Origin of the sequence: Mariniflexile litorale (genome assembly GCF_031128465.2) — a bacterium.
Taxonomy (GTDB): Bacteria; Bacteroidota; Bacteroidia; order Flavobacteriales; family Flavobacteriaceae; genus Mariniflexile; species Mariniflexile litorale.
Genome location: NZ_CP155618.1, coordinates 4,430,755 through 4,444,990, shown reverse-complemented (window position 1 = coordinate 4,444,990; position 14,236 = coordinate 4,430,755). Strand labels below are relative to the sequence as shown.

General features: G+C 36.1%; 10 protein-coding genes. All 10 read right to left on the bottom strand.

Features of this window, described 5'->3' with window-relative positions:
* Positions 1 to 20 precede the first annotated feature (20 nt).
* The 10 genes from QLS71_RS18885 to QLS71_RS18840 all read right to left on the bottom strand — a co-directional run bounded on the left by QLS71_RS18885 (position 21) and on the right by QLS71_RS18840 (position 14,212).
* The gene (locus QLS71_RS18885; RefSeq protein ID WP_308992173.1) at positions 21 to 1,358 is read right to left on the bottom strand and encodes a hypothetical protein; all 1,338 of its coding nucleotides are present in this window, start codon (positions 1,356 to 1,358) and stop codon (positions 21 to 23) included.
* A 36-nt stretch (positions 1,359 to 1,394) separates the two neighbouring features.
* Positions 1,395 to 2,870 (bottom strand): hypothetical protein, encoded by a 1,476-nt coding sequence (locus QLS71_RS18880; RefSeq protein WP_308992174.1) that lies wholly within the window; start codon positions 2,868 to 2,870, stop codon positions 1,395 to 1,397.
* A 24-nt stretch (positions 2,871 to 2,894) separates the two neighbouring features.
* Positions 2,895 to 4,325, bottom strand: a complete 1,431-nt coding sequence (locus tag QLS71_RS18875) for a pectate lyase (protein WP_308992175.1) — start codon at positions 4,323 to 4,325, stop codon at positions 2,895 to 2,897.
* A 44-nt stretch (positions 4,326 to 4,369) separates the two neighbouring features.
* On the bottom strand, positions 4,370 to 5,770 hold the full coding sequence (locus QLS71_RS18870; protein ID WP_308992176.1) for a pectate lyase: 1,401 nt from the start codon (positions 5,768 to 5,770) through the stop codon (positions 4,370 to 4,372).
* 26 nt (positions 5,771 to 5,796) lie between these two features.
* A complete protein-coding gene (locus tag QLS71_RS18865; RefSeq protein ID WP_308992177.1) occupies positions 5,797 to 7,263 on the bottom strand; it encodes a formylglycine-generating enzyme family protein in 1,467 nt (488 codons plus the stop codon).
* Positions 7,264 to 7,287: 24 nt separating this feature from the next.
* Positions 7,288 to 8,331, bottom strand: a complete 1,044-nt coding sequence (locus tag QLS71_RS18860) for a pectinesterase family protein (RefSeq protein WP_308992178.1) — start codon at positions 8,329 to 8,331, stop codon at positions 7,288 to 7,290.
* 99 nt (positions 8,332 to 8,430) lie between these two features.
* A complete protein-coding gene (locus QLS71_RS18855; RefSeq protein ID WP_308992179.1) occupies positions 8,431 to 9,846 on the bottom strand; it encodes a nucleoside hydrolase-like domain-containing protein in 1,416 nt (471 codons plus the stop codon).
* A 36-nt stretch (positions 9,847 to 9,882) separates the two neighbouring features.
* On the bottom strand, positions 9,883 to 11,310 hold the full coding sequence (locus QLS71_RS18850; protein ID WP_308992180.1) for a pectate lyase: 1,428 nt from the start codon (positions 11,308 to 11,310) through the stop codon (positions 9,883 to 9,885).
* Between the two features lie 57 nt (positions 11,311 to 11,367).
* Positions 11,368 to 12,537, bottom strand: coding sequence for a pectate lyase (gene pelA / locus QLS71_RS18845; RefSeq protein ID WP_308992181.1), 1,170 nt, complete (start codon positions 12,535 to 12,537; stop codon positions 11,368 to 11,370).
* 67 nt (positions 12,538 to 12,604) lie between these two features.
* Positions 12,605 to 14,212, bottom strand: coding sequence for a DUF5060 domain-containing protein (locus QLS71_RS18840; RefSeq protein ID WP_308992182.1), 1,608 nt, complete (start codon positions 14,210 to 14,212; stop codon positions 12,605 to 12,607).
* Between the last annotated feature and the right edge of the window lie 24 nt (positions 14,213 to 14,236).

The window sequence follows — 14,236 nt, the reverse complement described above, 5'->3', positions numbered from 1 at the left end:
CTTTCGTCATTTTTTTTAAATCAATTAATACTGTTTAAATAAATTTCCAACATGGTGTATCCGTCGGTACCTACTTTGTTTCTGTCTTCTGCATTTCTGGGGTTCAGTTTGTTTTTCTTTTCCCATGCATCTGGCATACCATCTTGATCAGAATCAATAGGAGTAGAGGTGCTTTTTAATTCTGGCCATCCTCCAATTTCATCTTGACTTTTGATGATTTTACCTGTACGGTTTTTGATACCATCCACAATTCTAGTATCTACTGCATCACGTTTTGGTAAAATAGCACCAGCTTCTTTTAAAACACGTTGGTAAGCTATAGTAGCATCTTCTGTTTTTACAGGACCTGTTTCAAAAGGTTTTGTTTGCTTATAATCTTGAATGTTTTTTTCAGTCCAACTTTCATCAAATTTTACAACATCCCAAGGATTAACAGAGAGTTTGTCATTATAGTAATTATCAAAAAAATAAGAGCTATTGTAGGGTGATCCTGTTGAGTATGCAATTCCTGTTGGATTTGAATCTGCTCCAGGAATAAGATAGTTGCCAACGTAATTAAGTCGAGTAACACTTTTTTTATCGGCATTATAACCAGCATAACCACCACCCCAGTTATATAAAACGTTATTTCTGAAATCCAATAATAAACCTTCAGGATCTTCATCATGTGGATTTGTATCGTAGTTTCCTGGGCGTGGATTACGGCCACGGTTATGAGCATACAGGTTGTGTAAATAACTGTATTTGGCGCCTCGTGTACCACGAATTAATGACCCATAACCATGATTGTCTGGGTTTAAGGCTTCTGTTATAAAACACCATTGTACAGTAACATTAGTGAGCGTAGGGTTTTTTGTTGAGGTAGACAGTGCTTCATCTAAGCTCCAACCAGCCGAACAATGATCAATGATAATATTCTCACCAATGGATATATCTATGGCATCTTTACCTTGTTTACTTCCTTCACCGTGTTTTCCATCACCCAATCGTACACGGATATAACGGATAATAATATCATGAGTAAGTATTTTTACGGTTTCACCTTTTAAACAAATGCCATCTCCAGGAGCGGTTTGCCCTGCAATAGTTAAATAAGGATTTTCTATGTTCAATCTTTTCTTTAGTTCAATAGTTCCTGAAACTGCAAATACCACTGTACGCGGCCCTTGTTGTTCTACCGCCCAACGTAAGCTTCCTTGGCCTTCATCATTAAGGTTAGTAACATAAAGTACTTGTCCGCCGCGTCCGCCTTTAGAATAAGCTCCAAAGCCTTCTGCTGTTGGGAAGGCTAATTGTTGAGATATTGAAATATTTGAGCTTAATACCAAAAGGAGCAATGTTAAAAAGTAATTTTTCATAGTGTTAATTTAATTTTTAGTTTAAATTGATGACTCTTATAATATTTGATTGAGATATATTTCCAACATGGTATATCCGTCTTTACCTATGTGGTTTCTATCATCAGAATTATTTGGATTCAGTCCATTTTTATTTTCCCAAGCATCAGGCATACCATCATGGTCTGTATCCATAGGAACTTTATAAGTTTTATATTCTGGAAAAGCATTATCACCAAAAGCTAAAGCAGGGTTGTCAATGATACCCTTAGTTTTACCATAAAAAGGATTGTCTATGTAACCGTTATCTTTTCTTTTATCTTGATATTTTTCAGTTGTTCCTTTTCCAGAAGCAGTTCCACTCTTCACTTCGCTTACAATACGCTCGTCAACGATATCTCTAGGAAATGCTCCAGCTTCTTCAAGGACACTTTTGTAGGCATCTTTTGCTGATTCTACATGAAGTGTATGTGGCATTTTAAAGGGGGCTTTAGCTATTAATGCAGATCTAGGAACATTAACTGCTTCATAACGTTCAGCATTTAATCCAAGAGAATTATCTTTATTTAGTGCTTTATTAGCAACGCCTTCCATTATATTTCCATGCATATACCATTTAGCAATTAGTGAATCTCCTTGAATACCATGATGTAAAGATTCAGCGAAAAATGAAGTTTCACTACCAGGATGTGCAGGGCCTGGTTTATAATAGTTATTAATGAAATTGCAGTTATAAGTACCATCTGCTATTTCAATATAAGCACCATAAGCAGCATTTGTTTTTCCCCAGTTATAATTAACATTGTTTACATACTCGTATTTTACATTTTTATCATGATGCTTGCTACCATTAAATCTTGGACTTCTGCTATAGTTATGTGCTAGTAGATTATGGTGATAGGTTGCATTTTGTCCGCCCCACTGTGCCCCATAACTGCGAGCACCTTTGGCATGGCCCGAAGCGAAAAGGCCTTCGTGTACAATACACCATTGAACGGTTGTGAAATCATTATCATACATGGTCATGTTTTCTTCACTAGACCACCCGAATGTGCAATGATCAATAATAACATGGTTCGCATTTTCGAGACCTAAAGAGCCACCTTCGATAAATTTATCATCTTCATCCAGTCCAATTCTAAATCGAATATGACGAATAATTAGATTTGAACTTCCACCGAGGTTAACTTTGTTTCCACTAATACAAATACCATCGCCAGGAGCTGTTTGACCAGCAAGTGTTAAACCTTTAGTAAACTTCCCTCTTAATTGTGTTTTCAAATTAATAATACCAGAAACTCTGAAAACAATAGTTGTAGGTTCAGATGTACTCTTTTTAAATGCCCAACGTAAACTACCTTCGATAGATCCGTCTAGGTCATCAAGTAAATTCGTTACTTCAATTACTTGTCCACCTCGTCCGCCTTTAGAATACGCACCAAACCCTTCAGCACCTGGAAATGCCAGTTGTTGCGAATTTGAAACAGAAAATATTAGTATAAAAACGAGTAAAGCTGTAAAATGCTTATTCATGAATGTTTCTTTAATTTGTTGTTTTTACTTTATGTTATTTAAATATATTTCTAACATGGTGTAGCCATCTGCACCAATTTTGTTTCTATCACTGGCGTTTTTTGGATTCAGTTTATTTTTCTTTTCCCAAGCATCTGGCATACCATCATGGTCTGTATCTTTAGGAGCAGGAGTGCTTTTTAATTCTGGCCAACCACCTACTTCTTCTTGTGAATCGATAATTCCTGTTTTTTTAGAGATATCGGCCACTTTGTGTTGCTTTTTATAGGTTACACCTTCATAAGTAGCATATCCGTTTTTAGCTTCTTCAATAATACGAGAATCTACAGCATCTCTTTTAGGTAAAATAGCTCCTGCTTTTTTTAGAACTTCTTGATAGGCTTGTTCAGCTGATTGCTGATTTATTGCCATTGCAGGCCAAGGCTTATCAAGTTTTAAACTTGGAAGTGCCCCTAAATTACTTAATTTATATTCTTGTACATCTTTAATAGCTGTTAATGAAGGTACAACACCTTTCCAGTTATCTGTAGTTACTTCGGGGCTACCTACCATGACATTATTAGCAATATACCATTTACCATAGTCACTATCTCCGTTACGTGACCAAGGATTTGCTAACTGGTGTGAAACGTCTCCTGGTTCAGTCGCAGGGCCTGGTTTATAATAGTTAGCTACCATATTGATATTGGTAAAATTAAAACGATCTTCTGCTTTTAATTGCACTACTTCACCACCATAAGTACTTTTATAACCCCAGTTATACACGACATTATTTCTATAATCTACATTTTGACAACCTGAAGCAAAACGCACATTTCGGCTTGAGTGATTTGCTATTAAATTGTGGTGAAACGTACTGTAGTTGGAACCCCAAATACCTCCATAACCATGATCACTACCTTTTTTATGGTTAGACATGTATAGGCTTTCTGAAATGATACACCATTGTATAGTTACATTTTCACCATGATAAACTGACATGGTTTCATCAATACTCCAACTAGCTGATACATGGTCAAGGATAATGTTCTTCTTATATCGACTGGTTATGGCATCTGTATCATCACCTGATTCATTACCGAGTCTTACTCTTATGTATCGGATAATGACCTCATCTGCATCAATGAGTAGCGGGTAGGCACGTAATGTAATACCATCTCCTGGAGCTGTTTGACCAGCAATGGTGATATTAGGATTTTTAATTCTTAAATCACTTTTAAGAATTATTGTTCCAGAAGTTTTGAATATAACGGTTCTTGGCCCAGAAGCTTCAATGGCATTACGTAAACTTCCTTCGCCAGAATCGTTGAGATTGGTAACTTCGTAAACGTCGCCACCGCGCCCTCCAACAGTGTATTTACCATAACCTTCAGCAGTTGGAAATGATAATTGCTGAGACCATGAAGGTGATAAACACAATGTAATAACTAGTATAGTAAAAAAATATTTTTTCATTAGAATATATATTTATAAATTATGTGATGTCGAGTAATATGTTTTTAGTTTTTTATACTGTTTAAATATAGTTCTAGCATGGTATACCCATCTTTACCAATATTATTTCTGTCGTTAGCATTTTTTGGATTTAGTTTGTTCTTAATTTCCCAAGCATCAGGCATACCATCATGATCTGTATCGAGTGGGGCGGGAGTGCTTTTTAGTTCTGGCCAACCACCTACGTTTTCCTGAGAATCAATAATCCCCGTTTTCTTAGATAGATCTTTAACTTCATGTTTGGTTTTGTACGCAGAACCTTCAAAGGTGGCATATCCATTTCTAACTTCATCAATAATACGAAGGTCTACAGTATCTCGTTTAGGAAGGCTCGTTCCTGCATTTTCAAGAACAGAATGATAAGCATTTTCTGCCGTTTGTTGATTGATTGGCATGGCAGGCCAAGGTTCACTTAATTTAAGCCCCTCAATATAGTCATCACCATCTTGTGGTTGCACACCACCTTTCCAGTTATTTGCGGATATTTCAGGATTTCCTACAAGAAAATTATCAGAAAGATACCATTTTCCATAATCTTCAGCTTTGTTTCGAGACCATGGCGCAACGAATCTATTGGTTCTTTTACCAGGAACTGTTGCAGGTCCTGGCTTATAGTAATTAGCCACCATATTGATATTGGTGAAATTATATTTATCTTCTTTTTTTGGTTGAACAACTTCACCACCATAGGAAGCATGGAACCCCCAATTATATACTACATTATTTCGGTAGTCGGTATTACCAGCTCCTGAAACAAATCGTGGATTTCGGCTGGAATGATGCGCTAGTAAATTGTGGTGAAACGTACTGTAGTTGGATCCCCAAATACCCCCATACCCATGATCGCTACCTTTGGTATGATTCGACATATATAAACTTTCAGCTACGATACACCATTGCACTGTGGTATTGGTTCCTTGGTAAACCGACATGGTTTCATCTATACTCCAACTTACAGAAAGATGATCTAAGATAAGATTGTTTGTAAATCTGCTTGTAACACCATCCGTAGCATCTCCAGATTCGTCACCCAAACGCACTCTAATGTAACGAACAATAACATCATCTGCGCGGATTATAAGGGGGCGTGCTCTCAGCGTTATACCATCTCCAGGAGCTGTTTGTCCAGCTATGGTAATAAATGGTTTTTTAATTTCTAAATTACTTTTAAGATTTATGGTTCCAGAAACTCGGAATACAACAGTTCTTGGTCCAGATGCTTCAACGGCGGCACGTAAACTTCCTTCTCCAGAATCGTTTAAGTTTGTAACTTCGAATACCTCACCACCACGACCTCCGGTAGTAAATTTACCATAACCTTCAGCAGTTGGAAATGCTAGTTGTTGCGCCCATGACAGTGATGTAAATACTGTAACTAATACAGTGGTTAAAAAATATTTTTTCATATGTTTATTCGTTTATATTTTATAAATCATCTAATGGAACTAAGCGCAATTCTAAAACCTAAGAGTTCACCTTTTCTGCCTTCTGAACGATACCCTCGGTTTGTAGGATTACAATTTTCAGCAGAATCTGCCCAACTACCACCTTTTAGAACACGATAGTTTCCTGATAAAGGTCCTTTGTAATCTTTTACACTACCACCTGGATAACTTTCAGTATACCAGTCATAGCATAACTCTCTTACATTTCCTTGCATATCATACAACCCCCAATTATTTGGCTTTTTTGTTCCAACTGGGTGTGTTTCTCTTTCACTGTTGTTTTTATACCATGCCATCGAATCTATTTCTTTCGTGTAATCTCCTGATGTACCAGCGAGACTAGCGTATTCCCATTGAGCTTCTGTTGGTAGCGTATATTCATACCCATCATGAAGGCGGCCAGCTGCACGTTCTATGTCATTTAATTTTTTACAAAAGTCCATGGCATTTTCCCAACTAGCATGTTCCATTGGTAAATTTGGTCCTTGAAAATGAGGAGAACCTATTCCCATTATGCTTTTATATTGGGCTTGAGTTATTTCAGTTTCTCCCAACCAAAATTTAGAAAGTGTTACCTCAGTTAGGCTTTTTTCTTTATTATTTCCTGTATTTCTCAAAGTAAATGTTCCTTCAGGAATTGGTACCATAACAATTTTTATTTCAGGAATTGGGCTAAGAGCAATCCGAAAACCATTTAAATCGTCACAACGGCCTTGTGTCTCTTTACTTCTTTTTGAAGCAGTACTAGCCTCAGCGCCTCTATGCCAATTACCACCACGGCTAACTCGATGGGTACCAGATGCCGGACCAGAATAATTTGTTTTTGATCCGCCAGGATAGTCGCCATACCAATCCAAACACCATTCTCTTATGTTACCATGCATATCATATAAGCCCCATGCATTCGCTTTTTTCAAACCAACGGGGTGACTTTTATCTTCGGAATTATTAACATACCACCCCATGTCATCTAAATTACCTGCATAATCTCCTGTAGTTCCTGCACGACATGCATATTCCCATTGTGCTTCTGCTGGTAAGGTGTAAGTGTAACCAATAGGTATACGACCTGCAGCATGTTCTTGATCAGTTAATTTATGACAGAAGTTCATGGCATCTTCCCAACTAACTTGTTCAATTGGTAAATTAGCGCCTTTAAAATACGATGGATTATTTCCCATGATTTTTTCATATTGTGCCTGGGTGACTTCTGTTTTTGCAAGCCAAAAATTTGAAAGTGATACTTGAGTTAACTTTTCATCACTTGTCTCGAAATCAGTGTTTTTAAGCGTAATACTTCCCGAAGGTATTGGAAGCATTACCATGTTTAAATGAGAGATAGTGATTGTATCTCCAAATGCAACTGGGCTCAAATTGCTACTTGTTTTATCGGTTGTTTTTGAACACGAGTATGCTAAAAGCAAAATGGGGAATAATAAAATACGATATCTCATGTGATATATTTATTTAACCTTCATTTATTTGTTCGTCTTTTCAATTATAGGGTTCCAATCCCCAATAAGTTTATTTGCAGTGGTACTATTAGCTGCAAAAATGTTTTTTTTGGTATATTTTGCGGCAAGTGTATCATCTAATATATGTACCACAGAAAGTAAATTTTCTGGATGATAACCAGATCCTCTGTATACGCCATAATAAGCCGTATTTATGTTATTGAAATATTTGTGATCTGGTTTAGTAGACCAAGGAGCAAACCCTTCAGGTTTAATATGATTGCCTATACTACAATTTAAATATACTGTGTGGGCGCCATTTCCCCATGGTCTTCCTAAGCTTGCGTTGGATACGTCTTCCCCAGGGTATTTAATGATTGAACAATTCTTGAAGATAAATCCGAATTTACTTTTTCCTAGTTCTTGATTTGATGCAGTGATGTGCGAGTCTTTTCTATTTCGAATAATACAATTTTCAAAAAGTGCAATTCCTGCGCCATATATAAAGTCGGTAGTACCATCAATAATACAGTCTTTTATATATGACCTAGTGTTAGTTTTTAAATAAAATGTGTCCTGAAACCCTGTAATATTGCATTTGTATAATATGGCTCTATCGGCATCTATCCTCAAGGCTGCGGCTTGCGATCCACCTTTCCTGCTATCGATGGTATTTTGAAATGTAATGTTTTTTGCGAAAAAATCTTCTGCTAGTATTTTTGTGCTGGCATAATCTGAAGTTATCTTTCCATGATCATCGTAGGTAAGAATTGTTGTTTTATAGGATTCACCTAAAAAAGTTACTTTTTTCTTTTCAGAAGGAACCAACAATTTTTCTTTATAAATGCCAGGTTTAATAAAGATAACGGTTCGTTCAGAACTGTTATTAGGTACGGCATTTATAGCATCTTGAATTTTGGTGTAATCTCCGCTGCCATCCTGTGCTACAACTATGTTGTAAATTGAGGTTTTATCCTGAGCCCTTATTGATAGTGTCCCAAAAACACACAGCAATACTAATATAAGTTTGTATTGTAATATGTTCTTTGTTGTTGTTTTTGATTTCATCGATAAGTATTTAGAAAAAAATCTGTTTTATTTCTGTATTTAACAATCCTTAGTATAGAGTTTATTTTAATTTCCAATTTATATTTTATGAGTGTCTGTTTATTCAATAACATCAATGATAACTCGTTGATATCTCGTTAAACGTGGTGATCCATGGTCGGTAACAGCAAGAATAATATGCATAGTTCCAATGCCAGGAGGCATCACACGACTGCTTTTGACTATGATAGTGGCTTTAGGTTGATCGAAACCAATGATGTCATGTTTGATACCTGTTCGAGAATTGGACATGGCTCGGGTACCTGCCTCTTCATAGCAAAACCATTCGTATGAAAGTGGGTCGCCATCTGGATCGGTTGTACTAATGGCGCTAAGTTCAATACGATCACCTTTTTTAGCTTTGATATAGGCTGGGTGATCGAGCTTCACCACAGGAGGATGATTGGCTTTATCATAGGGCACAATTGTCCAGTCCATACGAGCCGCAAAGTCATTTTGATAAGCTTCGCGCCATCTCCATATGGTTGCTTGATTTGTCTCATGCCATTCGCCATCTGTACCTAATACTTCATCATCGGCATTTGTCCAAATAGGATGCGTCTCGGGTTGATAGAACCACTTTTCGGTTTTTGGAGTATACAATTCGTAGCGACCACCCCAGCCGCCCCAATTAGGATGTTCGGGGTTATTAAGACCATTATTAACGAGATAAAGAAAAGCAGGCGTATCCCCTTCCATCATGAATTCCCAATGTGGATACATTTTGCCTAGGAAGCCTTTTTTACGGATGTTTCGTTCTAGCCATTCATTAGTAACCAATTCAAAATCTGCTCCACCAAAACGGCCATGGAACTTATCTCCACCAATACCAATCCAAGTTGAATGATGGAAACCACCTCCTGCATTGGCACCAGGTGTAACTATATAGAAAAGCTCTGGGAATTCTTTACGAATCCATGGTCCGCTATTATCCTGATCTGAAATAGCATACACACGAAGTTTAGCAACAAATTTGGCAAGTTCTTGTTTTGAACGGGTGTTACGTACTTTCCACAATGCTTGAGCTAAAACACTTGGTCCTCCCCAAACATTCACCCATAAAGGTCTTGTATCTTTTTTATCTACCGTGTTAATTAGTAGTTCCGATCCTGGAGAATCTTTTCCTATACCTATTCCATCCATTCCACCAACAGGACTTCCTTTTGAGATGTATTTCTGTAAATACTCGGCTTTAGGGAATCCAGATTCATGTAATTCCAGGTTGTTACGTACTTTACCATAAGCTTCAACTATTTGTTGAATACGATCAGGGTTAACTTGATCTTTCACCTCTGTGGCAACAAGTCCTTCAATATCTATTTGGTTAGCATAAGTCATTAAGCGTACCATTGACATCTGGTCATCGGGATCACCACCAATGTCAGTAAGAACAAATAATCTTGGTTTTTCTTGGGCTGAAATAAGGTTAACTCCAAAAAACAGCAAATAAATTATTGTTTGAATTATTTTATTCATAATAGTTACGTTTTAGTCAATATAAATTCATTGGAATTAATCTAAAGAATTCAAATATTTTTCTAACATAGTATATCCATCAACAGCAACTTTATTTCTGTCTGAGGCGTCTTTAGGATTCAGGTTGTTTTTCTTTTCCCATGCATCTGGCATTCCATCATGATCGGTATCAGTAGGAGCAGGGGTGCTTTTTAATTCTGGCCAACCGCCTACATCATTTTGTGTATCAATAATTCCGGTTTTCTTTGATGTATCTGGTACAGATTTTTTTTCTTTATAAGAACTACCTTCATATGTAGCATATCCTTCTTTAGCTTCTTTAGTAATTCTGGTATCAATAGTATCTCTTTTTGGTAAAATGGCTCCAGCATTTTCGAGTACTAAACTAAAAGCGTCTTCGGCAGTTTGTTGATTTATAGGCATTGAAGACCAGGCTTCTTCCATCTTAACAAATTGTATGTTAGAATCGCCACCTGAAGGCTGAACACCTCCATTCCAGTTGTTGGCTGTTACTGTGTTATTTCCTTCTACTACATTGTCAGAGACATACCATTTTCCAAAATCAGTCACTTCTTTACGCATAGAGGGGTTGACAATTCTATAAGAAATGGCACCAGGCTGGGTTGCTGGTCCTGGTTTGTAATAATTAGCAACTATATTAAACTTTGAAAATGAGAATTTAGGATTATCACCTTGTTTATTCTCGCCACCATAAGAACTGTTGTAACCCCAATTGTATATAACATTGTTTCTATAATCAGTAAAGCCAGAGCCAGATGCCATACGCGGATTACGGCTTCCATGATGTGCTAAAAGGTTGTGGTGGTAAGTACTATAATTTGAACCCCAAATACCTCCAAAACCATGTGATCCTTTTACATGGTTTGAATCGAACATACTTTCGGCAATTATGCTCCATTGTACAGTGATACTGTCATTGTGATATATGGACATCGTTTCATCAACACTCCAACTGGCAGAGATATGGTCTAAAATTAAATGCTTGTTATATCTGCTTGATATAGCGTCAGAATCATCACCTGATTCATTCCCTAATCGTACTCTTAAATATCTTATTATAACATGATCTGCTCCAATAACTAATGGGTTTTTCTTAAGGCAAATACCATCACCAGGCGCTGTTTGACCTGCAATAGTGATGTATGGATTTTTAATTGTTAAAGATTTTTCAAGCTCTATAGTTCCTGATATTTTAAAAACTACAGTTCTAGGACCCGATGCTTCTACCGCTGCCCTTAAACTTCCTTCTCCACTATCATTTAAATTAGTGACTTCATAAACTACGCCACCTCGTCCTCCTTTTGAATATTTGCCATATCCTTCAGCGGTAGGAAATGCTAGTTGCAGATTAGTGTTACTAAAAACTACAGGTTTTATAGTTTTCTTACTTGTACCACATGATATAATAAATATTAAAATGATACTGAAAATTATGTTTTTCATTTTGAATTAATTTTGGTTAGTTTAATTTTTTAAAAATTTGTATTTTATATTTAGGATTTAGTTTACTATGAAATAATCAAGTAAATCAGAATAACATATTCTTTTCCACAACCATTCTTTATGTTTTTTTAATGCTTCTTCTGGTCTGTTGGTATACCAACTATATCCATTTCGACGGTTATGACCTATTTCTGCCAGCGAATTTTTCTTAATACCATCACGATCACAGAAATAAGGTTTTTCAGTTTCTAAATCATAAAAACGCGCCCATAATATTGGAGCATTTTCATCTTTTACAACAATTCTGTTTCGCTTGCCATCTACTTGTGTTTCTGTTTCTATTTTAATACCCTCTATTTTATGAGTTTCAAACCATTTTATAGCACCATTTATGGAAGCAATAATTTTTTTAGAAGGTTTTTCTATATCCATTAGTAAAAGCAGTATTCCAACAGATTCAGAGCCGCTGAATGAAGCGAGTTCATAGCTTCTAGCATTGGCAGGAGCAAGTGTATTCTCATTGTGTTGGGCACACCAAATGGTTGGTTGATTATCTACAATTATTTGTGTGTTGAGAATGCATTCAATACCCATGTTAAATGCGTTCTTTGCTTTTAATTTTATATTATCATCTAACTTTAAAGTGTTGAATTCTTTGTTAGATGTAAAAATGTTTTTTAAAAATTGCATGGTGTTCACCATGGCATCATCATTATAGGTGATGTGCATTGAGTATGGTTCTGTATTATCTAGAGCAATCTCATCTGCAGCATCTTTAACAGGAAAGAATTGTGGCCATCCGCCATTTTTGTATTGTGCTTTGAAGATATAGTTTACTCCTTTAATGAAGGCTTCTTTGTAGCGTTCATCTTTAGAGTTCGAATATACTTTAGCAAGGAATTTTAATTCTGTTATAGTAGCACCATTGTCAAAAGTTCCTCCTTTTTCTTTTTTCTTTAATAAATATTTAGCTTTTTCAGATTCAGAAAACTCCAAATGATAGGCCGTGTTTTTTTCCCATCCTCCAATTTCCTTTTGGGCAAGCAATACATTTTCTGCAATCAATTTAGCTTCTTTAGACCCATACCATTCGGTAGGCATTTTAGTAGCTACATGTGACCATTTTTTATTAATTTTGGTCGAATGTTTTTCATTTATATCTTGTGCAAAAGCTAATGATATTGTTAAGGTCAAGACTATTGTTGAAATGAGTTTTTCAATTTTCATGATATAATTTTTTTAAGGATTTTTGTTTTCATGATATGTTTTTAACTACAATTCTTTATTGAAGTATTTACTCAAGTTCATTTTTACCGTCATTTTCAACTTTTCCGCCATCGCTCACTTTATAAATACGCAATGCCATGAATTGTTTTGATGGTAATTTTATTGATGAATTATCTTTATCAGTAAATTTATAATTGTTCTCTGGCATAGGAATTATTTCAAACGTCTTGTTAAGTGGGGTGATGGTCATGTTCCAGGTGTCTATGATATCTACTTTGAATTTCACACCTCTAGCGAGGCCTCTTTTAGGAAGCACAAAATCCCATTTTTTTAGTTTGTCTTTTCCAAAGTAAATAAGGTAATATTCCCCTTCTTTACCTAGCATATTATTTTCATAAAAATGGTCGATGGGTTCTAAATAACCTATTGGATTGTTTTCAATAAGCTTTCTTAGAAATTCAATTCTTGATGGACTTGAACCTGTTAAGCGACCGCCATAAGATATCCAAGGACTGGTTTTGTAAGATTCTCCATGGGTTGCGTAGCCACCGCCAATTACAGCATTCCAGAAACGGAATGTCATTTCTTCTCCAGTTAATTGTCCCCATCGGCTATCTATATCACCTTCATAATTTATTTCATCGTTCACGATGGGTTTGTTGTAAATATCTCTTAAAATAGAGGTTCCAATAGGCGATTTAACCACATTGTAATATTGGTAACTTACGTGGGTTACCCATGGTTTAGTATAATCATATATCCTGTCTGCATTATGTATGGAACGTAAATGGTGGTATGGGTCTTTTTCTTGCACTAATTTAAAAAGATCGTCCCAGTCTTCATCACTCATGTTTTTTATAAAACTATTTTCGTTGGCAAGACTCCACCATATATTGCTGAAAGCAGCATATCGTGCCACCATGTAGCGTGCAAATTGTCTGTTCACTTCTTGTCCTGCTGTGTCAAATCCCCATTTGCCTTTGTCATAGGGGCGAAACAAAATAATATCAGCTTCAATACCCAAGTTTTTTAATTGTAAAACACATGCATCGAGATTTTTAAAATACTCTGGATTGAATTTTGAAAAATCCCAATTGTCTTTATTGTTTCCTTCAAAAGGGAAAAGAGTTAATTTATTTGGGCCATCAATATACCTGTCCTTGTAAGGAGGGACAGCTAAAAAGCGCGCTTTGTTAAATGGGCTGGTTTTTAAATAATCTATAGTTTGTTGTTTGGTGTTTTCATCCTGAAAAGGCCATTCGTAAATAGTAGTGCCAAAAGGATAATAAGGTGTTCCGTCTTCGTATTTAAAATGATATTTATTGCTCACTCTTACTGGACCATGATTGTTTGAAGCGGGTTTTATACATTCTAAACTTCCTTTCTTACCACTCAGTTCGTTTTTGTTACTGCTAGTAACATAATTCCAAATACCTTCTTCAGTTGGCATAAACCGGATGATGTAAGTGCCATTTCCATCATAAAAACCTTCTTGATCAATAACGTTATTTCCGTTTGTGAAACGAGCAGTTAAAGTAGTTCCTATAAAAGGGTTGCCTTTAGAAGGGCCTTTTAGTGTTATTTCAAACATGTCCCATTTCGGAATCTTGCTTTGTGCTACCAAATCACTATTTAGTAATACTAAAAATAAACAGGCTATTATTAATTTTTTCATGTATGTATATATTATTTTCTCATA